This window comes from Microtetraspora fusca, from assembly GCF_001570365.1.
In the GTDB taxonomy this organism is placed as follows: domain Bacteria; phylum Actinomycetota; class Actinomycetes; order Streptosporangiales; family Streptosporangiaceae; genus Microtetraspora; species Microtetraspora fusca.
In genome coordinates, this window is sequence record NZ_BBYK01000081.1 from 1 (window position 1) to 21,344 (window position 21,344).

The 21,344-nt window shown below is 71.7% G+C and carries 19 protein-coding genes; 5 read left to right on the forward strand and 14 right to left on the reverse strand.

Going from position 1 to position 21,344, the window contains the following annotated elements; genetic code table 11:
- The 3 genes from AWQ68_RS36935 to AWQ68_RS36945 all read left to right on the forward strand — a co-directional run.
- Positions 1-358: SDR family NAD(P)-dependent oxidoreductase (locus tag AWQ68_RS36935; protein ID WP_157546354.1), on the forward strand; the 358-nt coding region annotated here is incomplete at its 5' end.
- Positions 355-1,359, forward strand: a complete 1,005-nt coding sequence (locus tag AWQ68_RS36940; protein WP_066950374.1) for an S-adenosylmethionine:tRNA ribosyltransferase-isomerase — start codon at positions 355-357, stop codon at positions 1,357-1,359. The genes AWQ68_RS36935 and AWQ68_RS36940, both read left to right, overlap by 4 nt.
- Before the next feature lie 171 nt (positions 1,360-1,530).
- Positions 1,531-2,094: a DUF11 domain-containing protein gene (locus AWQ68_RS36945; RefSeq protein ID WP_066950376.1), complete on the forward strand. Its 564-nt coding sequence runs from the start codon at positions 1,531-1,533 to the stop codon at positions 2,092-2,094.
- Between the two features lie 205 nt (positions 2,095-2,299).
- Here AWQ68_RS36945 and AWQ68_RS36950 read toward each other — a convergent pair whose 3' ends face one another.
- Positions 2,300-3,367, reverse strand: coding sequence for a lysophospholipid acyltransferase family protein (locus tag AWQ68_RS36950; protein WP_157546357.1), 1,068 nt, complete (start codon positions 3,365-3,367; stop codon positions 2,300-2,302).
- Entirely contained in the window at positions 3,364-4,095 is a 732-nt protein-coding gene (locus tag AWQ68_RS36955; protein ID WP_066950380.1) for a GNAT family N-acetyltransferase, read from the reverse strand. The genes AWQ68_RS36950 and AWQ68_RS36955 overlap by 4 nt, the downstream gene beginning before the upstream one ends.
- Positions 4,096-4,239: 144 nt before the next feature.
- Here AWQ68_RS36955 and serB point away from each other — a divergent pair, with 144 nt between their 5' ends.
- A complete protein-coding gene (gene serB, locus AWQ68_RS36960) occupies positions 4,240-5,463 on the forward strand; it encodes a phosphoserine phosphatase SerB (RefSeq protein WP_066950384.1) in 1,224 nt (407 codons plus the stop codon).
- On the opposite strand, the gene AWQ68_RS36965 is transcribed toward serB, so the two are convergent.
- The 5 genes from AWQ68_RS36965 to AWQ68_RS36985 form a co-directional block, all read right to left on the reverse strand.
- Complete coding sequence (locus tag AWQ68_RS36965; protein WP_066950387.1) at positions 5,447-7,654, reverse strand: FUSC family protein; 2,208 nt, start codon at positions 7,652-7,654, stop codon at positions 5,447-5,449. The genes serB and AWQ68_RS36965 overlap by 17 nt on opposite strands.
- Complete coding sequence (locus AWQ68_RS36970; protein ID WP_066950389.1) at positions 7,632-8,102, reverse strand: SixA phosphatase family protein; 471 nt, start codon at positions 8,100-8,102, stop codon at positions 7,632-7,634. The genes AWQ68_RS36965 and AWQ68_RS36970 overlap by 23 nt, the downstream gene beginning before the upstream one ends.
- A 174-nt stretch (positions 8,103-8,276) precedes the next feature.
- The gene (locus tag AWQ68_RS36975) at positions 8,277-10,625 is read right to left on the reverse strand and encodes a sodium-translocating pyrophosphatase (protein WP_066950392.1); all 2,349 of its coding nucleotides are present in this window, start codon (positions 10,623-10,625) and stop codon (positions 8,277-8,279) included.
- Between the two features lie 408 nt (positions 10,626-11,033).
- Positions 11,034-11,462, reverse strand: coding sequence for an ATP-binding protein (locus AWQ68_RS36980; RefSeq protein WP_066950395.1), 429 nt, complete (start codon positions 11,460-11,462; stop codon positions 11,034-11,036).
- A gap of 16 nt (positions 11,463-11,478) precedes the next feature.
- A complete protein-coding gene (locus tag AWQ68_RS36985) occupies positions 11,479-11,829 on the reverse strand; it encodes an STAS domain-containing protein (RefSeq protein ID WP_061253913.1) in 351 nt (116 codons plus the stop codon).
- 175 nt (positions 11,830-12,004) lie between these two features.
- On the opposite strand from AWQ68_RS36985, the gene sftH reads away from it, so the two are divergent.
- Positions 12,005-14,317 (forward strand): DEAD/DEAH box helicase, encoded by a 2,313-nt coding sequence (sftH, locus tag AWQ68_RS36990; protein WP_084464824.1) that lies wholly within the window; start codon positions 12,005-12,007, stop codon positions 14,315-14,317.
- A gap of 217 nt (positions 14,318-14,534) precedes the next feature.
- On the opposite strand, the gene AWQ68_RS36995 is transcribed toward sftH, so the two are convergent.
- The 7 genes from AWQ68_RS36995 to ssd form a co-directional block, all read right to left on the reverse strand.
- Positions 14,535-14,903 (reverse strand): Rv3654c family TadE-like protein, encoded by a 369-nt coding sequence (locus AWQ68_RS36995; RefSeq protein ID WP_218007211.1) that lies wholly within the window; start codon positions 14,901-14,903, stop codon positions 14,535-14,537.
- A gap of 239 nt (positions 14,904-15,142) precedes the next feature.
- The gene (locus AWQ68_RS44040) at positions 15,143-15,613 is read right to left on the reverse strand and encodes a TadE family type IV pilus minor pilin (protein ID WP_066950398.1); all 471 of its coding nucleotides are present in this window, start codon (positions 15,611-15,613) and stop codon (positions 15,143-15,145) included.
- Between the two features lie 117 nt (positions 15,614-15,730).
- On the reverse strand, positions 15,731-16,486 hold the full coding sequence (locus tag AWQ68_RS46320) for a DUF4244 domain-containing protein (protein WP_373281574.1): 756 nt from the start codon (positions 16,484-16,486) through the stop codon (positions 15,731-15,733).
- A gap of 610 nt (positions 16,487-17,096) precedes the next feature.
- The gene (locus tag AWQ68_RS37005; RefSeq protein WP_245656475.1) at positions 17,097-17,534 is read right to left on the reverse strand and encodes a type II secretion system F family protein; all 438 of its coding nucleotides are present in this window, start codon (positions 17,532-17,534) and stop codon (positions 17,097-17,099) included.
- A 669-nt stretch (positions 17,535-18,203) separates the two neighbouring features.
- Positions 18,204-18,911: a type II secretion system F family protein gene (locus tag AWQ68_RS37010; protein ID WP_066950401.1), complete on the reverse strand. Its 708-nt coding sequence runs from the start codon at positions 18,909-18,911 to the stop codon at positions 18,204-18,206.
- A complete protein-coding gene (locus AWQ68_RS37015; RefSeq protein WP_066950494.1) occupies positions 18,899-20,050 on the reverse strand; it encodes a TadA family conjugal transfer-associated ATPase in 1,152 nt (383 codons plus the stop codon). The genes AWQ68_RS37010 and AWQ68_RS37015 overlap by 13 nt, the downstream gene beginning before the upstream one ends.
- Positions 20,051-20,148: 98 nt before the next feature.
- Positions 20,149-21,189, reverse strand: a complete 1,041-nt coding sequence (gene ssd / locus AWQ68_RS37020; protein WP_066950403.1) for a septum site-determining protein Ssd — start codon at positions 21,187-21,189, stop codon at positions 20,149-20,151.
- Between the last annotated feature and the right edge of the window lie 155 nt (positions 21,190-21,344).

Genomic DNA, 21,344 nt, shown 5'->3' on the forward strand with positions numbered 1-21,344 from the left:
TCGCGCGCGGGGGCCGCTCGCGCTGATCCAGGCCACGCTGCCCGCCCTCCGCGGGTCGGGTGGAGCGGTGCTGAACATCTCCTCCGACGCGGCCGTCGAGCCGTACGAGGGCTGGGGCGGCTACGGCGCGACGAAGGCCGCGCTCGACCAGATCTCGAACGTGCTGGCCGCCGAGGAACCGGGCGTCGCGGTCTGGTGGGTCGATCCCGGTGAGATGCGCACGCGGATGCTCGCCGACGCGGTCGGCGCCGAGGAGGCGGCCGCCGCCCCCGAGCCGGAGACCGTCGCACCCGCGCTGCTGCGCCTCGTCGCCGCCCGCCCGGCCAGCGGCCGGTTCACGAGGGACACGCTGGAATGAGCCCGGCCGTCGACTTCACGCTGCCCGCCGTACTGGAGGCGCACGAGCCGCCGGAGGCGCGCGGCCTCGGGCGGGACGGCGTACGGATGCTCGTGTCGCGCAAGGACACCGGGGAGATCGCGCATCGGACGTTCCGGGAGCTGCCGGCGATCCTCGCGCCGGGCGACCTCCTCCTGGTGAACAACTCGGCGACCGTGGCGGCGGCGGTGCGGCTCGACCGCCTGGCGGTGCACTTCTCCGGCGAGCTGCCCGGCGGGGAATTGCTGGTCGAGCTGCGCAGTCGCACGGAGCGCGGGACCGCGCCCTACGCGGGCGGGTCGCCGGGAGAGTGGCTTCCCCTGCCCGGGCAGGCCACGCTGCGGCTGCTGTGCCGGGAGACGCCCCGTCTGTGGCGGGCGGAACTGGACCGCGATGTGCCGGACTACCTGCGCAAACACGGCGTTCCGATCCGCTATTCGTACGTGGAGCGGGACTGGCCGCTGGACCACTACCAGACGGTGTTCGGCGTCACGCCGGGCAGCGCCGAGATGCCGAGCGCGGGCCGACCCTTCACCGCCGAGCTGGTCACCGCCCTGGTCGCGCGCGGCGTCGTGGTCGCGCCGATCACGCTGCACACCGGCGTGGCGTCGCCGGAGAAGGACGAGCCTCCCTATCCCGAGCGCTTCCGGGTGCCCGAGTCCACCGCCCGCCTGGTGAACCTGACGCGCGAGGGCGGCGGACGGGTCGTCGCCGTGGGCACCACTGTGGTGCGCGCCCTGGAGAGCGCGGCGCGGACCGGTGTGGTGGAGGCGGCGGAGGGGTGGACGTCGCACATCGTGACCCCCTCCGAAGGTGTACGAGCGGTGGACGGGTTGATCACGGGGTTGCACGAGCCGCGCTCCAGCCATCTGATGATGCTGTCCGCCATCGCCGGGCGCGAGCTGCTGTCGCGCTCCTATCAGGCGGCGCTGGACGGCGGTTACCTCTGGCACGAGTTCGGCGACACGCACCTCATCCTTTAGCCGGCGTCAAAGAATCCGACAGATCGCGACATTTCCCCTCTAAACCCGAGAAGCAGTAAAACTTTCATAAAAAAGATCTTTACCGGTGATCTCCCGGATGGTAGAACCTGAGCGTTTACTGGGGGGCCTTTTTCCTACTTCCCCCCTTAGTCCTCTCCGGGAGACAAACACATGCGTCAGCCGATCGCCAAGATCGCCATGCTCGCGCTGGTCGCCCCGCTCGCGGGCGCCACGCTGCTCGCCGCGGCGCCTGCCGGGGCCACGACGGCGACGACCGCCGCCACCACGGCCAGCGACCCGTTCAGCGTCTTCAAGATCTCGAACGTCAAGTACACCAAGAAGGCCAAGCCCGGCGCCTGGGTCAAGTACACCTTCACCGCGACCAACACCGGTCCGTACGACGCGGACTACTACTGGATCGGCGGCACCCTGCCCAAGGGTGTGGACACCAAGAACAAGCTCTACTGGAACGGTCCCAAGGGCACCGAGTGCGACTGGGAGGGCAGCGAGTTCTGGTGCTGGACCCCGCACGTGCTTGAGGTGGACGAGAGCGACTGGCTGTCCATCCAGTTCCGCCTCAAGAAGACCGCGCGCGGCACCCAGGTGGGCGAGGTCGGCGCGATCAACTTCGACGTCCCGCACGGCGCCGAGAACCTCGACAAGAAGCGCCTGAAGGAGCTCGGCATCAAGGGCTGGATCTACACCAAGAAGGTCAAGACCGCGGTCGTCCGCTAGGTCTTTCCCACAGGTAGGTCTTTTCCACGGGTCGTCCCGGCCCGCGGGTGATTTCCGGGACGGCGCCTCGCGGCGTCGTCCCCCACCCGCGGTGTTTTCCGCGGGCGCCCGGGTGATGTCCGGAACGCCGGTCGGAGGCTCCGCCCAGTCTCCCTCCCGATGGGACGCCTCCGTCCGGCCGCCCCGCACTGATCTTCCGCCGCTGTCAGGCTCTTCCCAGGTGCGCCGATCCGAGCACCGCGTCTGCCGCCCTCGGACGCCGCTCCGGTACGGGCCGAGAGGCCGTTTCACGTCGCGCCACGGCGTGGCGCTCCGGCGCGTCCGCCATCCCGGTCCGCACGTACGCCTCGGCGACCCTGGCGAGGGCCAGGCGCTGCGCGTGCCGTCTCCCGGCCCCTGCGAGCCGTACCTCGGGGAACCGCGTCACCTCGACCACGAGGCGGCGCGTGGCCACCACGCGGAGCACGGACGCGAGGAGCGAGTCCTCCCCCACGTAGCAGGCCCGGGTGGACGTCGCGTCGCCCTCCCGGTAGCGCAGAGTCACCGGCCGCACCGCCGCGGCCGCGTCGATCGCCGCCTGGAACACCGCGGGACGGAACTCCCCCATGCCGCGCCCGCACCAGGTCGTCCCCTCGGGGAACGCGACGACGCTGTCGCCCGCGCGTAGCGCCTCCGCGACGCTTCCCACCGCTTCTGGCAGCGCCGAGAGCCGCTCTCTGTCGATGAACAGCGCGCCCGCCCCCGCCGCGAGCGTGCGGATCAGCGGCCACGCGCCGATCTCGCGCTTGGCCAGGGGGCGTGCGGGCACCGCCGCCGCCACGACGAGCGGGTCCAGCCACGAGACATGATTGGCCACGACCAGCGTTCCCCGGCCGTCCCGGGCTTCAGGCGTCCGCCTGGCCTCTCCGCCGCCTCCAGTGCTCTCCAGCGCCTGGCACAGGGGCGATCCGGCCACGAACGCGAACCCGGTCCGCACATCCAGCTGTACGCCGAGGGCACGGAGCAGGGTGCGCGCCCACATCCCCACCATGCGGCCCCTGCGCGTCGTACCCGCCGCGCGGGCGGCGACGGAGAGCGGGAGTCCGGCGAGCACCACCAGCGCCGCACCGGTGAGGCGCAGGGCGCGGCGGACCGGACCCGCGACGGCTACCGGGGGCTCCACGCACGCGTCGGGGAGGCACGGGCTCGGCCGCAGCCACGGGACGCCCCCCATGCCCGACACCGGGGCGGCAGCCGTACGCGGAGGCGCGGAGGTCATCGCGGTCGCGGTCACCGCCCGCCCCCGAGGAAGTGACGGAGGTAGCGCCCGTCCACCCGGTCCATGGACAGGAGCACGAAGAAGTCCGCGGTGCCGAAGTCCAGGTCGTGCGCCGGCGCGCCGCACACCCACGCACCCAGGCGCAGATAGCCGCGCAGCAGCGTGGGCGGCACGAAGCGACCGGACGGCTCCGCCTGCGGCCCCACGCGCCGGGTCGGACGCCACGCGTGGCGCGGCCGGACCCGGTACTCCTCCGGGCCGAGAGGCACACCGGCGGCGATCCGCGCCGCCGTCACGCCCCCGTCGTCGAGGGGGATCGAGCAGCAACCGCCGAGCCACCGGAAGCCGCCCGCGACCATGTACCGCGCGATCCCCGCCCAGAGCAGCCCGACGACCGCGCCCTCGCGGTGGTCCGGGTGGACGCAGGTGCGGCCGACCTCGACCAGCTCGCGCCTGATCCCGGCGAGCGCGCCGAGATCGAACTCCGAGTCCGAGTACAGCCGGTCCGCCCGGCCCGGCGGCAGCAACCGGTACGTCCCGACCACCTCGCGCCCGTCGCGGACGACCAGGTGGTCGCAGTAGGCGTCGAAGCCGTCCACGTCGAGGCCGGAGACCGGCGTGTCCAGCCTGGCCCCCATCTCCTCGGCGAACACGCGGTGGCGCAGCCGCTGGGCGGCCTGCAGATCCGCGGGGGTCATGGCCATGCCCACCGTGTAGCGACCGGTATCGAGAGAGATCGTCATGGGCGCGCGTCCTTCCCTCAAATTGTCTCCCCACCATCACGACATGCCGAAATGACCGCCGCGCCTCCCGATGGAGGCAGTCAGGCGTCCGCATGGTGAACCCCATGCGCGAACATTCACCGGGGCCAAGTAGCGTTGGCGGCGATGAACCAGCGCACGCTCCTGATCACACTCACCGGTCCGGATCGGCCGGGAGTCACCTCGCGTCTGTTCACCGTGCTGGCCGGGTTCCCCGTGACCGTCGCGGACGTCGAGCAGGTCGTCATCCGCGGCCGGCTCACCCTCGGCGTGCTCGTCGCCTACGCGGGCGGGCCGCCGACCGGCACCGGTGGCACGCTGGGCGGGCTGTGGACCGCCGTCGAGCAGGTCGCCTCCGACCTCGACATGGAGCTGGAGATCTCCACCGGCACCGTCTCCAAGGAGAAGCGGCGCCGCGGCCGCCTGCACGTCACCGTGCTCGGCGCTCCGCTCACCCCGGCCGCCATGGCCGGGATCAGCGGCAGGATCGCCGCGTGCGGCGCCAACATCGACCGCATCGAGCGGCTGTCGAGCTACCCCGTCACGTCCATCGAGCTCGCGGTGTCCGGGGCCGACCCGGCGGCCATGCGGGCCGAGCTGGCCGCCGAGGCCGCGCTTCAGCAGGTGGACGTGGCCGTCCAGCGTTCCGGCCTGCATCGGCGGGCCAAGCGGCTCATCGTGATGGACGTCGACTCGACCCTCATCCAGGCCGAGGTGATCGAGCTGCTGGCCAGGCACGCGGGGTGCCTCGACGAGGTCGCCCGGGTGACCGAGGAGGCCATGCGCGGCGAGATCGACTTCGCCGAGTCGCTGACCCGGCGGGTGGCCCTGCTTGAGGGGCTGCCCGAGGAGATCTTCGAGCAGGTCGTCAAGGAAGTCGTCTACACGCCCGGCGCACGCACCCTCGTCCGTACGCTGAAGCGCCTCGACTACCGCTTCGCGATCGTCAGCGGCGGGTTCACGCAGATCACCGACAGCCTGGTCAAGGAGCTCGGCATCGACTACTCCGCGGCCAACACGCTGGAGGTGGTCGACGGCAGGCTGACCGGCCGGCTGGTGGGCGAGATCGTGGACCGCCCCGGCAAGGCCCGCGCCCTGGAGCGGTTCGCCGCGCAGGCGGGCATCCCGATCAGCCAGACCGTCGCGATCGGCGACGGCGCCAACGACCTCGACATGATCGCCGCGGCGGGCATCGGCATCGCCTTCAACGCCAAGCCGATCGTGCGGCAGGCCGCCGACACCGCCGTCAACGTGCCGTACCTGGACTCGATCCTCTACCTGCTCGGCATCTCGCGCGAGGAGGTCGAGGCCGCGGACGCCGAGGACGGGGTCGTCACACCTTATCGGTGACCGGCGAGGGGCCGCGTCCGGCTGTCTCGGCGCCGTCCTCGGCGAACACGGCGGCGGCGCATTCGCACAGCCGCGCCGACTCCACGTTGAGCGAGCGCATCGCGTGGCGGACCGCCGCCGCCTGCAACAGCGTCCGCCGCACATTGGTCGCCTTGTCGGCCGGCGCCGCTGCCAGCTCCTCCAGACGACGCTCGGCCAGCGTGCCCAGCCAGCCGCCGAAGTCGGCCAGCGCGGCCTCCACCTGCCCGCCCGGCTCGTACGGCTCGCGGGCCTCCACCGCCGTGGCGGCGTCCTCCAGCCGGTCGGCGATGGCATCCAGGATCTCTGGGGCGGGCCCGGCCTCGACCCGCTCTCCCCGCAGCACCGAGGTGACCGCGATCAGGTCGTCGCGGACCCGCTGCGCGAGCGCCACCGCCTCCGCGACCTCCTCCGGCGCCGTGACGCCCGGCTCGTGCGCGATGTAGCGGAGAGCCCGCGACACCGCCTCGGCGGCTCGTGACGCCTTCCTGATGGCCTCCTCGGCTTTCTCCTGCGGCAGCTCGCCCCGGCTCACCTGGGCCAGTGTCCGCGAGGCGGCGCCGTGCGTCCGCAGCAACCGCGCCACGCGGTCGGCCAGCCGCGCCGTCTCGCCGCGCGGCCACAGCAGGCGGGTGCAGGCCAGCGCGATGACGGCGCCGAGGAAGGTCAGCCCCACGCGTGCTCCGGCGAGCTGCGGCCGCTGCGGCACCTGGAAGTCGATGAGCAGGAGCACGAACATGTTGAGGAACATGATCCAGTACGCGAACCGGGCGCCCGCCATGCTGAACGCCAGGAACGCCGCGATCGCGATCAGGATCGCCAGCGGCCAGTGGTGCGGCGCGGCCAGCAGGACCATGGCCGCGATGAGGCCGCCGATCGCCGTCCCGAGCGTGCGCCCGCCCGCCTTCGCGATCGTCTCGCCGTACGTCGGCTGGATCGTCACGAGCACGGTGATCGCGAGCCAGTGCGGATAGGCGGGCTTGGCGAACACGATGATCAGCATCGCGATCAGCGTGCCGAGCGCGACCCGCAGCGCGTGCCGGAACCCCGGATCGTCGAGGGCCAGCCGGTAGCGCACCTCGGGCATGACCCGCGCGCCGAGCTGCGGCAGGGCCAGCCGCGGCGACGACAGTTCGAGCGCGGGTCCGGCCGCCTTCTCCACCGCCGCGGTCAGCCGTTCGGCACAGTTCTCGACCTGACGGAGCATCACGAGGACCAGCAGCTCGCGCTCGCCCTTCGGCCGTTCGCCTCGCAGCGCGTCCACCCGCTCCTTGAACGCGTCGATCCCGGCCGGGAGCTCCAGGCCGGTCTCGGGGCGGGCGAGCGCCTGCGACATCGAGCGCAGCGACCGGGCGAGCATCGCGGTGAGCGACGAGACGCCCACGTGCTCGTCCACGTCCGGGAGCTGGCGGTAGAGCGTGGTGCACAGCGCCCGCAGGGTCACCGCCTCGTACAGCACCCGCCGGAACGCGGCCACCACCGCCTCCGCCTGTGGGGAGCGCCGCTGCCAGCGCCGCCGCGCGCAGGCCTTCACGGCCTTCTCCAGGGCCGTCGCGGCCGTGCGCCGCCGTTCGCCCCAGGCGTCCTGGTCGAGGCTCACGTCGGCGGCCGCGCCCACCAGCTCGGACAGGCAGGCGGCGGTCTCCGACAGGACGATCGGCAGGGGACGGGTGGCCCGCCACGGCCACGGCAAAGGCAGCAGCACCGTGGCCAGCAGTCCCCCGAGGAGCATCAGCCCCAGGTGCGGGATCGGATCGACGGGCAGCGGGTTGGCCGCGGTCAGCAGCAACGCGAGCGCCGCCGTCGGGCCCACCATCGGCACCACTATGCCCAGCGCAGCGAGAGCCGGGGTGACCAGGACGAGCAGCCACTCGTTCCTGCCGACCAGCACGATGCCGAGCAGGGTGCCGACCGCCAGCGCGAAGGTGGCGCCGAGGAGCCGCGCCATCCGGATGCCTCCGGGATCGCGTGCGCCCCTGACCGCGACCAGCCACGCGCCGGTGCTGATCACCGCGCCTCCGCGGGGATGGCCCACCAGGAGTCCGACGATCAGCGGGACGGCCACGCAGGCGCCGCCGATCACGCCGAGCCCGAGCGCCAGGCGGGGGTCCTCGACCCTCAGCGCCCGGGCGGCCCGGCCCGCCCAACGTTTAAGGGCGGTGCGCCCGGACAAGAACGCCGGTCCCCGGGTCGAGGTCCTGCCAGCCGCCGTGCAGCCCGATCACGGCGTACGCCCCGGGGGGAAAACCCACGTCCCCGTCTCCGGTGAGCATGAGCACGAGCTCGTGGACGCCCGGGTTGTGACCGACGAGCACCAGCGTCTCGACCTCGGGTCCGGTACGGCGCAGCAGGTCGAGCAGCTCGTCGGCGTACGCCTCGTAGATGTCGCGCTCGATCTCGATCGGCGCGTCGATCCCGAGCAGCTCCGCGGTCTCCGTGGTGCGGACCGAGGGCGAGCAGAGCACGAGCCCGGGTTCCAGCGGCCGGATGAGATCGCCCGCCTGGCGGGCGTCACGCCTCCCCTGGTCGGTGAGCGGACGCTCGCGGTCGGCCAGGCCGGGCACCTGCGCGGCCGTCGCGTGCCGTACGACGATCAGCGTCTTCATCAGGGAGCCGTTCATCGGGACGCCCAGACGGCGAGCGCGATGATCACCGCGAACATCGCCAGCATTCCGAGCAGGATCAGCAGGAGGGTACGCCCGCCGGATGGCTTGTCCATGACTCCTGAGTCTAGATGTGCCGGAAAAGGCCGAGGGCCCCCCGCGCTCGCGGAAGGCCCTCGGGGGACGGTTGTCTCAGCTCGCCACGATCTCCGGGGCGCGCTCCTCGTTGTTGGAGGCGATGCTGCCCGAGCGGCGCTTGGACACCACGATCGCGGTCACCACCACCGCGAGGGCGACGACCGTGACGCCGACGCGCAGCGCGACGTTGTCGGCGTAGGCCACGACCGCCGGGGCGATCAGCAGCGCCACCAGGTTCATCACCTTGATCAGCGGGTTGATCGCGGGGCCCGCGGTGTCCTTGAACGGGTCGCCGACGGTGTCGCCGATGACGGTCGCCGCGTGGGCCTCCGACCCCTTGCCGCCGTGGTGGCCGTCCTCGACCAGCTTCTTGGCGTTGTCCCAGGCGCCGCCGGAGTTGGCCAGGAACACCGCCATCAGGGTGCCGGCGGCGATCGCGCCCGCCAGGTAGGCCCCGAGCGGCGCGTACCCGAGGGCGAAGCCGACGGCGATGGGCGTCATGACGGCGAGCAGGCCGGGCGTGGCCAGCTCGCGCAGCGAGTCGCGGGTGCAGATGTCCACCACGCGGCCGTAGTCGGGCTGCTCGCTTCCGTCCATGATCCCGGGCTTGGTGCGGAACTGCTCGCGCACCTCGAAGACGACGCGTCCGGCCGCCCGGCCGACGGCCATGATCGCCAGGCCGGAGAACAGGAACACGACCGCGGCGCCGACGACCAGACCGACCAGTGTGTTCGGCGAGTCGACCGAGAGGCTGAAGTTCGCGAACGCCCCCAGCGCCTCCTTGACGCCCTGGCTGGCCTTGGCGAGCTGGTCCTCGACGGCCGTACGGAAGGACCCGAACAGCGCCGTCGCGGCCAGTACGGCGGTCGCGATGGCGATGCCCTTGGTGATGGCCTTGGTGGTGTTGCCGACCGCGTCGAGGGAGGTGAGCACGCGGGCGCCCTCACCCTCGACGTCGCCGGACATCTCCGCGATGCCCTGGGCGTTGTCGGAGACCGGGCCGAACGTGTCCATGGAGACGATCACGCCGACCGTGGTCAGCAGGCCGGTGCCGGCGAGCGCGACCGCGAACAGCGCCACGGTCACGTTCCCGAAGCCGAGCAGGAACGCGCCGTAGACGGCGCCGCCGATGAGGAGCGCGGAGTAGACGGCGGACTCCAGACCGACCGAGATGCCGGACAGGATGACGGTCGCCGGGCCGGTCAGCGAGCTCTCCCCGATCTCCCTCACGGGACGCCGGTTGGTCTCGGTGAAGTAGCCGGTGAGGATCTGGATCGCGCTGGCGAGCACCAGACCGATCAGCACGGCACCGATGGCGATCAGGCGCGGGTCGGAGCCCAGAGCCGCGATCTCCTTGCTCACGCCGTTCATCTCGGAGAAGCTCGCGGGCAGGTACACGAAGGCGGCGACCGCCACCAGCACCGCGGAGATGGCCGCGGAGATGAAGAAGCCGCGGTTGATCGCGGCCATCCCGTTGCGGTCGCCCGAGCGCGGCGCGGTGGTGAAGATGCCGATGATCGCCGTGATGACGCCGATCATCGGGACGATCAGCGGGAACACCAGGCCCTCGGTGCCGAAGGCGGCCTTGCCCAGGATCAGGCTGGCGACCAGCATGACCGCGTACGACTCGAACAGGTCGGCCGCCATGCCGGCGCAGTCGCCGACGTTGTCGCCCACGTTGTCGGCGATGGTGGCCGCGTTGCGGGGGTCGTCCTCCGGGATGCCCTGCTCCACCTTGCCGACCAGGTCGGCGCCGACGTCGGCGGCCTTGGTGAAGATGCCGCCGCCGACACGCATGAACATGGCGAGCAGCGCGGCGCCGAAGCCGAAGCCCTCAAGGACGCTGGGCGCGTCGCCCTTGTAGATGAGCACGACGATCGCCGCGCCGAGAAGGCCGAGGCCCACCGTGAACATGCCCGCCACGCCGCCGGTGCGGAAGGCGATCCGCATCGCGGCCTTCTCGCCCGGCGTGATGCCCTCACCACCCGCCTGCGCGCCCCGGGCGGCCGCGGCGACGCGGACGTTGCCGCGTACGGCGAGCCACATGCCGGTGAAACCGGTCAACGCGGAGAACACCGCGCCCACCACGAAGAAAACGGACCGTCCCACGGCCACGCCGGTCGAGGACGACGGCAGCAGGAACAGTAGGAAAGGAATGATGACGACGAAGAGGGCCAGCGTACGGAACTGCCGCGTGAGGTACGCGGCGGCGCCTTGCTGCACGGCCCGGGCGATGTTCTGCATTCGCTCGGTGCCCTGCCCCGCTGAGAGCACCTCGCGGACGAGACCGCCCGCGACGGCGAGAGCGATCAGGGCCACCGCGGCGACCACGACGACAAGAGTGAGATGGGATCCGTTCAGGGATACCGCTGCGCCTTCGTCAGCGGCGAGATAGGCAGACATCCGTCCTCCTCGGCCAGACGGGTTCTGGAGTCCGCGCGAACAACAAAGAAATGCGCTGCTATCCACGCCGACTCGTATGTCCCGGGCGGCGCTGCTGTAAAGGTTTCGGCGGGCCGAGCGGCGCCTTCCGGGTGGTTGGCAGTGCCGCTTCCGGTTGCATCCGCAATACCTTGGCCGGTGCCGGGAGTCTACGCAGCGGGGCGTCGGATATGAAGGCCCTTTCGACCGCCAATCGCGACGGCGTTTCGCAATAGGGTGATCTTTGCCTGCTTAAGCCGGTTGCTTGACCCTTTGCGGTCAATATGACGGCGGACCGAATCGAGTGTTTCGGATGACCGTATATCGGGGACGTTGAGCAACACAAAAAGATCGAGCGCCGCCCCCTGCAGGGAGGCACTCGATCTCGAATCAGACCGCTGCTACGCCGTTGGGCGACGCGGGCCAGCTCATGCGGATCCGCATGCCCTTGGCTCCGGATGACACCTCGACGTCGTCGGCCAGGCCCGCGATGACCGCGATCCCGAGGCCTGGCATCTCGGGCACGAGACTGCCGTCCGCGGGAATCACGGGCTGCTGGAGGTCCTCGCTCGGGGCGACGTCGGTGACGGTCACCTCGAAGCGTCCCGAGTCGTCGCGCAACTCGATGACGATCGGCTCTCCCGGGCAATGGACGCGATGCGCCTCCACTGCCCGCGAGCACGCCTCTCCGACGGCGAGCCGCACCTCGTCCAGCAGCGCCTCCGACACTCCGGTGCGCCGGGCGATGGCCGTCGCGACCAGCCGTGCCGTACGCACGTGGGCCGGGAGAGCGCTGAACGTCAGCTCGACGGTGGCCATGCTGGCTCCTCGGCCGTCACTTGTCTCGGCCGTGGGCTTCCTTGGCCTCGTCCACCGAGGCGTAGATCCCGAAGACCTTGGTGAGACCGGTGATACGGAAGATCTTCAGGATGCGCTCCTGTGTGCAGACGAGCTCCAGGGAGCCGTCGTGCGCCCGCACCCGCTTGAGGCCGCCGACCAACACGCCGAGGCCGGTCGAGTCGAGGAAGTCCACCTTCTCCATGTTCACAAGGAGGTGGAAGTTGCCCTTGTTGACCAGGTCGATCAGCAGCTCACGCAGTCGGGGCGCGGTGTAGACGTCGATCTCACCTTCGACATCGACGATGGTGAGGTTGTCCTCGGAATGGTGGTCCAACTTCAGATCCACAGATCCTCCAGCGCCTTGCATGCGTAGGTCCTCGGATGGGGTCGTGCATCCTGGTAGCTCGGAAAGCCCCAGAAGAACGACCCCGACGCGCGGCATTCAACCACGCTATGACTCCGTGTCTATACGAAATCCCGACTCCGAGCGACTCTCCCCACAGATGCCATAGTGGAAACCAGTGACTTCGTCTACCTCACCTTCACGTCGGACCGGCCCTCTCCTGGCGCGGCTGCTCTCGGCGCCGTCGCGCAGCGGGCGGGTCACCCATGTCGAGCACGTTCCAGCACGTCAGGCGGGCCAGGCCAGATGGCCTGAATGGGCCCCTGACGTGCTGGTGAGCCGCTTGGAGAACCACGGCATATCGGGCCTTTGGCAGCACCAGCTCGACACCGCCGAGCACGTCCGACGTGGCCAAAACGTGATCATTGCCACTGGCACCGCCTCGGGAAAGTCCCTGGCGTACCAGCTCCCGGCCGTCGCCCACGTCGTGGAGGGCGGCACGGTGCTCTACCTCACCCCCACCAAGGCGCTGGCCGCCGACCAGCTCCGTGCGATCAGGGCACTGGCGCTGGCCCAGGTGAGGGCGGCCACCTACGACGGTGACACGCCCGCCGACGAACGTCTCTGGGTGCGGCGGCATGCCAACTACGTCCTGACGAACCCCGACATGCTGCACCGGTCGATGCTCCCCGGCCACGCCCGGTGGTCCTCGTTCTGGCGGCGGCTGCGCCTGGTGATCGTCGACGAGTGCCACGGCTACCGCGGCGTCTTCGGCTCGCACGTCGCCCAGATCCTGCGCCGGCTGCGCCGGATCTGCGCCAAGTACGGCTCCAGCCCGACCTTCCTGCTGGCCTCCGCCACGGCGAGCGACCCCGCCGTCGCCGGAAGCCGGCTGACGGGCCTGGAAATGGCCGAGGTGACCGCGGACGCCTCCCCCCGGGGTTCCGCGACCTTCGCCCTCTGGGAGCCGCCCCTGACCGACCTGCGGGGCGAGAACGGTGCCCCGATCCGCCGGACGGCCGCCGCGGAGACCGCCGACCTGCTCTCCGACCTCGTCGTCGAAGGGGTGCGGACGCTGGCCTTCGTCAGGTCCCGGCGCGGCGCCGAGACGATCGCGCTCGCCGCCCGCAGGAATCTGGAGGAGGTCTCCCCCGAGCTGCCGGCCCAGGTGGCGGCCTACCGCGCGGGCTTCCTCGCCGAGGACAGGCGGGATCTGGAGAAAGCGCTGCGCTCCGGAGAGCTGACGGGTCTGGCCACCACCAACGCCCTGGAACTCGGCGTCGACGTGTCCGGGCTGGACGCCGTCCTCATCGCGGGGTGGCCGGGCACCCGCGCCTCCCTGTGGCAGCAGGCGGGGCGGGCCGGGCGGGCGGGACAGGACGCCCTCGCCGTGCTCATCGCCCGGGACGACCCTCTGGACACCTACCTCGTCCACCACCCGGAGGCGCTGTTCGGCCGCCCGGTGGAGGCGATCGTCCTCGATCCGGACAATCCGTACGTGCTGGCGCCCCACCTGTGCGCGGCCGCCGCGGAGATCCCCTTGACCGAGCCGGATCTGGAGATCTTCGGCCCCACCGCCACGGACGTCCTGGACGACCTCGTGGCGCGTGGGATGCTGCGCAAGCGCGCCACCGGCTGGTTCTGGACCAGCCGGGAGCGCGCCTGCGACCTGGCCGACATCCGCGGCGCGGGCGGGGCCCCGATCCAGGTGGTGGAGGCCGACACCGGACGGCTCCTCGGCACCGTGGACGAGCCCTCCGCCCACATGTCCGTCCATCCCGGAGCGGTCTACCTCCATCAGGGGGAGACGTTCGTCGTGGACCTGCTCGATCTCGACGGCGACGTCGCCCTTGTCACGGCCGCCGAGCCCGACTACTCCACCTATGCCCGGGACGTCACCGACATCCGGGTGGTCGAGTCGCTCCGGGCGCGCCCCTTCGGCCCGGGCGAGCTGCATTTCGGCTCGGTGGAGGTGACCCAGCAGGTCGTGTCGTACATCAAGCGGCGCACCCAGACCGGCGAGTCCCTCGGCGAGGAGCCGCTCGACCTGCCGCCCCGGACCCTGCACACGCGGGCGGTCTGGTGGACCCTGCCCGACTCCGCGCTCGCGCCCCTGATGACGGCCACAGAGGGCAAGCCGGTGGATCTCGGCGGCGCCGCCCACGCCGCCGAACACGCCTCCATCGGCCTGCTCCCCCTTTTCGCCACATGCGATCGATGGGACATCGGCGGCGTATCCACCCCGATTCATCAGGACACCGGCCTTCTCACCGTCTTCGTCTACGACGGCCACGACGGCGGCGCGGGCTTCGCCGAGCGCGGCTTCGCCCGCGCCGCCGACTGGCTCTCCGCGACCCGCGAGGCCATCGCCTCGTGTGAATGCGACCAGGGCTGCCCGTCGTGCATCCAGTCCCCCAAGTGCGGCAACGGCAACGAGCCACTCGACAAGGCCGGCGCGCTCCGCCTGCTCGACATCCTCCTGACCTCCTGACCGCACCCCTGCCAACATGCTCCTCACCTCCCTGACCTCACGCCTGCTCGACACCCTCCTCACCTCCCGACCGCACGCCTGCTCGACACCCTCCTCACCTCCCGACCGCACGCCTGCTCGACACCCTCCTCACCCCCTGACCGCACGCCGGCCTCCGGCACGCACTCCCGGCGGGCCCTCCCTCGGGCACGCGCCCCGGGCGGGCCTTCCCCGGCGCTCAGGGGGTGGTTACGGGTCCGGCGCGGGCCCGAGCCGTCGCGGTGGCGCTGCCGAGCAGGGGCAGGATCCGGGGCACCGGAACGGACGCGGTGACGCTCACAACGCCCTCGGAAAGGTCGCAGGAGTCCATCCGCGCTCCGTTGGCCACCGCCACCGCTCTGGCGCGTCCACAAGCGTTCTGGGGGCCGGAGAGGGCCTGTGCGGCCGCCGCCAGAGCGCTGAGATCCGCCGCGCTCTGCGCACGGTGGCGTGCCACCCTCGCCGCGCCCGTCTGGAGGACGACCAGAGCGACGATCCACACCACGGCCATGAGCGTGACCATCCAGATCGTGGCCGCCCCTCTCTCCTTCTGATCGCGCCCGGCCACCCCTGCCGCGCCGCGCGCGACCGGCTCCGGACCTCCCCACCTGGCCGCTCGCCCACCCTCGCCTCCTGCCCCCGAGCTCACCTCTTGCCCCACTGTCCTTCCGACCTCCCTCCCCGCCGTCGCACCCGCCCGCCTCCGGCTCCGCCCTCTCCACCCTCCCCCTCACTTCCCACCGTGTGTCCCGCCGTTCCACGGGCCGTCGTTCCACGGGCCGTCGTTCCACGGCCCCGGTGTGCCCCCTAGCTCACCTCTCGCCGCCCACCGCTCTTCCGACCTCTCGCGCGCCTTTCGCCCACCGTCTGCTTCACCGCCGTCTCCACCTCCGTCGGCCCCTCCGCTCGCCCTGCATCGGCCGCGCTGCGGGATATCCAGGCCGCGCCGGACACGCCGGTGGAGAGGTCGAGGACGCCGGGTTCGACGGCGACGCTGGCCGACGCCTCGATGTGGACGGGCGGAAGCATCCGTCCCCAGGTCGGCCGGACCTGGGCCGAGATCGTCACTCGCGCCATCTCACCTGCCATCGAGATGACGATCTCCGCTCCCGGCGGGGCCGAGAGCGCCGCTGCGGCGCGCACCTCGGCGACGGGCTCGCCCCGGGCCAGCGCCCTGGCTCCCGCCCGCGCCGCGTCCACACACGCCAGGTGAGCACCGACGAGAGCCACCGCCCACAGCGCTGCGCCGAGGACGGCGACCAGGGCCGGGAGTCCCACTGCGGCTTCGGCCGTGACGGAACCCTGATCTCCGCGCCGCAACGGCCGGCGGCGCGGACGCCACCGCCTGACGCTCGCACATTCGCCCTTCACGGCCCCAGCACCCGCGCCCATGTGTCACCCGGCCAGCTTGAGAGCCTTCTGGATCAGGGCGGTCAGCATGCTTCTGACTTCACCACTGGTCACGATCTTGAAGAGAAGACCGGCGAACGCACAGGCGGCGATGGTGCCCACCGCGTATTCAGCTGTCGACATGCCGGCTTCGGCTCTTGTACGGGCGATCAAGGTCCATTGGACGGCGGTGGATCGGGCGTGGGCCCGCACTGCGCCGATCAATGCGGATACGGCACGCGTGGCACTACGTGGGCGCCTTCTTTTTTCGAGCCGACGCCCTGCAGTCGAAATGGCGGCTTCCGCAATCGGGCGACCGGTTCCGGATTGGTCGGCTCCGCGACAGAGGTCGGCGTGAAGCCGCTCCGCTGGGGCTTGGAAACGATTAGCGGCTGATTGGCGCAGTGCAGCACGGCGGCCCAGTCGCGGACCTGCGTCTGCCCGTTGGGTCGGCTGCCCGCCGCCCCCAGGACGAGCTTGCTTACCCAGATCACGCTGAGGCACTGCGAGGTGCGACTCCACCGCACCGACGCGATCAACCGGGTGGTGATCCGCGGTAACAGGATCAGGATCCGCCGACAGACACGCCAAAGGCGCACGTCGCCTCGCGTCTCGCCGACAGCCCGTTGCCCGTCCGGGGACCGGCCCATATTCGCCCGTCGTCGGCCTCTGAGACAGCCGCACCGCGCCCCGGAGAACTGTCCGGAACGCCTGGCGTAGCGGCTCTGCGGTTTCGCCGAATTTGCCGATCCACATGCCCATCGATCCCCCTGATCGGACCCGCCACGGACCTTCCGTGGATGCCCCAAGGTTCTGCCAACAGGCGGGCTTCCCCCCAGGCCGAACGCGGTTCTGTGGATAAGACGCGACGCCGCGAGCAACTGTGGAAAACGCGGCTCCTGTTAATTAGCGGAGCGTCTACAGCGGCATCTTCGACCGCGCGTGCCGGTGACCTCCTTTTCCGAAGGCCGGGGGTTATCCACAGGTGTGGAGAGAGCTGTCCACAGCAGTCCTGTGATCAAACCTGCTGGCCAACGCCTCACTGTCGCCATCGCCGACCGGCCCAGCATTTGCGCGCGACAACCGCGGAGACGCTGCCGTCCAATGACGTAAACACCTTCACACCAGGCCGCATTGTCGTCGCAGGCTACGCATACGCGAACGCCGTCCGAACGGGGCCTGATGTACATAGGACGAACAGCAACGGATGCTGTGTCCAGCTTGCAAGGAAACGGGTGCGGCATCCAGACCTCAGAAAAACGCAACCCATGATGTCCAGACGTGAACGGAATGGACGGGAAGCGCGGCGTCCGAGCGGCCCTTTTGTCCGCGTTGCCCAGGGGTCTATCTGGTGGAGTCCCTGTGCCAGCGGCTATGGCGCAAGGACCTGGGCGGCGAGTCCGGCGACCACGGGGATGATCCCGAGAAGGACGAACGCGGGCAGGAAGCACAGCCCGAGCGGAGCGACCGCCTGGACCCCCGCCTTGCGCGCAGCCGCCGACGAGGACGCGCGGGCCGCCTGGCGCGCGTCATCCGCCAGCCTGATGAGCACCTCGGCGACCGGAGCCCCGCGCCGGACAGCCCTGATCATCGCCCGAGCGAGCTGCGCGAGCGACGGGTCCTCGGCGAGAGCGCCCCACGCCGCCTCCGGCTCCGCGCCGAGTCGCATCTGACCGGCCACCCAGGAGAGCCGCTCCCCCAACGGTCCGCCGAGGGCGTCCGCTACCGCGTCCACCGCGCCGATCACCGGCTGCCCGGCGCGCAGGCAGGCCACCATGAGGTCCACCGCGAACGGGAGGTCTGTCGCCATACGTTCACGACGGCGGCGGACATCGGCCGACTCACGCCTGCGCGCGATCGCCCATACGCCCCCGGCGACCAGGACGCCGGCGACCGCACCAGGCGCTCCACCGAACATGAGGAACGCGACCACACCTGCCGGAGCGGCGATCACCAGCCCGCGAAGCCAGGTCGCGGAGATGGCCTTCGTATCGCTTTCCGCTCCCGCCTCAGTGCGGATCGATCCCAGAGATGATCTGAACTCGCCGATCTCTCCGCCGTCGCTTCTTCGCCCCGTCTCCCCGGGGGCGATCCACGACGAGAGGGGAGCAGAGCCGTACGCACCGGTCGGCACAGGCCACGCCCCCGCGCTCCCAGCCGATCTCGGAGCCGAAGGCCCTGCGGCTCCGAGATCGGCACCATGGTGCGGTCCACGCAGCGGGCCCGTCCCGCCACCGGAACCGGCGATCGCACGCAACCTGTCGGAGGGAGGGACACGCGCAGGCCATGCGAGCACCGCGAGGGCGGCGAAGGCGACGGCGATCAACGTCACCATGGCCGGATTTCCTTCCCTGGATCTCCACGCATCAGGTCAGATCCGATCTCATCGCCTCGTAGTCGCCTCTCTGTCTCCGGGGACGTCCGCCTCGATTCAGGCCAGGAGGCCCATGCGACGTCAGAGGCGCCGTAACCCGCACGCTCATGGGGATGCCTCTGCCGCGCGGGCGACGAGCCGGTTGGTCCACCACACGCCTACGCCGTCCAGGACGAGCCCGGTGACGAGACATCCGATCCCGGCCGGTTCGCCGAGGAGGAACGTCAACGGGCTCATGCCGAGCCCGGCGGCCATCAGCAGGCCGAGCGCGGGCAGGACGGCGAGGAGGCGAGCGGTGGCCCGAGGACCGGCCAGTTGGGCGTCAAGGTCCTGCCTATGGGCCTCCGCCTCGCGCAACGACCCGCCGAGGCGCTCCACAAGCGCGGCCAGGCCACCGCCGGTGGCGACGCTGACCCGCCAGCAGGCGGCGAGCCGTACGAGGCCCTCGCCTCCTCGAGATGGGACGGCGCGGAGCAACGCGGCAGCGACGTCGCCCCCGTCCCGGGCGACCGCGACCACCGGACCGAGCGCGTCCGCGTCCGGAGGGGTGAGCGCGGCGACGGCGCGCGACACCGCTTCGCCTGGCGTGCCGCCGGCGGCGAGTTCGGCCACGATCCCCTGGCAGAGCTCGATGGAGAGCGCACGCCAGGCCGCGGCCTGGCGATCCGGACGGGGCCGGTCGAACAGGGCAGGCAGGCGTCTCGGCGCGGGGCGATCGGCACCGGCAAGTCCGGCCAGACGAACAGCCCCCGCGCCTGAGCCGGTCCAGACCCATACCGCGAGCGCGGCGGCCAGCACGGTTACGACCCCCATGGGAGCCCCGGACATCGGGCCGCGAGCCCCGGAGCCGCGGCACCGGAGGCCACACTGCCGTCGGAGCCGAAGGTCAGGGCGGGAACGGCGGTCACCAGGCCGGAGGCGTCGCGCTCCAGGACGCAGATCTCGGCGACCCTCCGCCGTCCGGATGCGGGATCGCGGACGAGATGGACGACCACGTCGAGCGCGGCCGCGAGCTGGCTGTGCACCGCCTCCCTGGACAGCCCGGCCGCGCAGGCGAGAGCCTCCAACCGGGCCGGCACATCCGTCGCCGCGTTCGCGTGAAGCGTCCCGCACCCGCCCTCATGCCCGGTGTTGAGCGCGGCCAGCAGGTCCACGACCTCGGCTCCCCGCACCTCTCCGACCACCACACGGTCCGGCCGCATGCGGAGCGCCTGCCGTACGAGATCACGGAGGGTCACGCCGCCCGCGCCTTCGAGGTTGGGCGGCCGGGTTTCCAGACGTACGACGTGAGGATGCCGAGGTCGCAGCTCGGCGGAGTCCTCGACGAGCAGCAGCCGCTCGCCCGGGTCGGCGAGAGACAGCATGGCCGAAAGCAGGGTGGTCTTTCCCGTGCCGGTGCCTCCCGAGACGAGGAAGGCGAGCCGCGCCGCCAGGATCTCGCGGAGCACCGCCGCTCCGATGCCGGGGACGAGCTCCTCAAGCGTGAACGTGCGGCGCGACGGGAGGCGAAGCGACATGCAGGGGCCGTCCGGCGCGATCGGAGGGAGCACGGCGTGCAGCCGGACGCCACCGGCCAGCCTGGCGTCCACGTACGGGCTGGCGTCGTCGAGTCGGCGACCGGCCGCCGCGGCGAGCCGCTGGGCGAGGCGACGGACCTCTTCATCGCCGGAAAAGGTGACGGAGGTGCGCCGCAGCCCCCGGCCGTCGTCGATCCACACCTCTCGGGCCCCGTTGACCAGCACATCGGTGACGTCCGGCTCGGCGAGGAGCCCTTCGAGCGGCCCCGCGCCGATGAGATCGGCGCGCAGGGTGCGTGCGATGGCCAGCACCTCGGCGTCTCCGAGCACCGCTCGCTCGGCCCTGAGCGCGGCCGCCACCCTGGCCGCGGTCGGCTCCAGTCCCGAACGGGCGAGCCGGACCCGCACCGCCTCGACGAGATCCGGGGCGACCATGGGATCGGACGGCGGCTCGCTCACACCTCGTGGCTCGGTCGGCCGTGCCGCTGCCGCCTGCGCCGAGCCGTACAGAACGGCCTGTCCGGCACGCGCGCTCACGACGCCTCCAGCAGGGTGTCGAGCAGGCCCGAGCAGAACCGGCCCAGGGGCGTGCGGCCCAGCGGAGGCGGCGCGCCCCGGTCGAGCGCCTGGGCGAGGCCCCGCTGATCCGGCAGCACGCCGGCCTCCGGCACGCCGAGAGAGGCCGCGACGACCTCGGGGGCGAGGGCGCCGGAACGCACCACCAACCGGAGGTCCGCGGTGTGGCGGCGGAGCTGCGCCAGGACCTGCCCGGCGGCGAGCACGCCTCGCACATCGGAGCGGACGACGACCAGCGTGGCGGCGGCCCGGGACAGCGCCTCCGGCTCGGCGCCGCTCAGGTGGCGCGGCAGATCGGTGACGACCAGGTCGCAGCCGCGCCCGGCGGCGTCGAGCACGGCCCGCATGGCCTGAGCGGGGACGGCGGCCGGCTCCCCGCGATGCCAGGACAGCACGGTCAGCTCGCCGAAGGTGGGCAGCGCGTCCTGAAGCGCCGCGAAACTGACCCGCCCCTCCCGGCCCGCGATGTCCGGCCAGCGGGCTCCGGTCGCCTCCTCCTCGCCGAGGACCACGTCGATGCCGCCGCCCAGCGGATCGGCGTCCACCAGGAGGGTCCGCAGCCCGCGCCGTGAGGCCGTCAGGGCCAGTGACGCCGCCAGGACGGTCGCGCCCGCGCCGCCTCCGCCGCTCGAGACGCACACGACAGTGCCCGCCCTGCTCACGGGCTCGACCGCCTCGCCCAGCTCGTCGACCAGGAGCCGTTCGGCCTGGGGCAGCTCGACCACCGCCCGCGCACCGACGGCGACGCATCGCCGCCACATCGACGGATCGTCGGAACCGCGTGTCACCAGCAGCACGTCCTGCCGCCGGGGCGGGCCGGTGGCGGCGAGCGCGTCCGCCAGGTCGCCTCCGACGAGGACCAGCGGCGCGCCGCCCCAGTACGGCCGGGCATGTGCTGCGGCGTGCGCGACATCGAGCTCGACTCCGGCCGCCGCGGCGATGCGGAGGAGGTCGTCGAGGAGTTCCTGATCGTCCGTGATGGCCAGCGGCCGGTGCATAGAAGTCTCCCTCCTGGCAGGAAGACCACCTTGCGAGTACGGCACCGCCCTCGGCCTCGTCGAACGGCGTTCTGGGGATAACTCGTCCCCTGTGGAGGCGAAGGAGAGCGACCACGCCGGCCGTTCACTCGGCAGGTCCGGGCGAGATCTACCCC

Coding starts and splice junctions, on each gene's coding strand:
- AWQ68_RS36940 (WP_066950374.1), top strand. CDS start 355: ATGAGCCCGGCCGTCGACTTCACGCTGCCCGCCGTACTGGAGGCGCAC.
- AWQ68_RS36945 (WP_066950376.1), top strand. CDS start 1,531: ATGCGTCAGCCGATCGCCAAGATCGCCATGCTCGCGCTGGTCGCCCCG.
- AWQ68_RS36955 (WP_066950380.1), bottom strand. CDS start 4,095: ATGACGATCTCTCTCGATACCGGTCGCTACACGGTGGGCATGGCCATG.
- serB (WP_066950384.1), top strand. CDS start 4,240: ATGAACCAGCGCACGCTCCTGATCACACTCACCGGTCCGGATCGGCCG.
- AWQ68_RS36970 (WP_066950389.1), bottom strand. CDS start 8,102: ATGAACGGCTCCCTGATGAAGACGCTGATCGTCGTACGGCACGCGACG.
- AWQ68_RS36975 (WP_066950392.1), bottom strand. CDS start 10,625: ATGTCTGCCTATCTCGCCGCTGACGAAGGCGCAGCGGTATCCCTGAAC.
- AWQ68_RS36980 (WP_066950395.1), bottom strand. CDS start 11,462: ATGGCCACCGTCGAGCTGACGTTCAGCGCTCTCCCGGCCCACGTGCGT.
- AWQ68_RS46320 (WP_373281574.1), bottom strand. CDS start 16,486: ATGGGCATGTGGATCGGCAAATTCGGCGAAACCGCAGAGCCGCTACGC.
- AWQ68_RS37005 (WP_245656475.1), bottom strand. CDS start 17,534: ATGGCGACAGACCTCCCGTTCGCGGTGGACCTCATGGTGGCCTGCCTG.
- AWQ68_RS37010 (WP_066950401.1), bottom strand. CDS start 18,911: ATGGGGGTCGTAACCGTGCTGGCCGCCGCGCTCGCGGTATGGGTCTGG.
- AWQ68_RS37015 (WP_066950494.1), bottom strand. CDS start 20,050: ATGGTCGCCCCGGATCTCGTCGAGGCGGTGCGGGTCCGGCTCGCCCGT.
- ssd (WP_066950403.1), bottom strand. CDS start 21,189: ATGCACCGGCCGCTGGCCATCACGGACGATCAGGAACTCCTCGACGAC.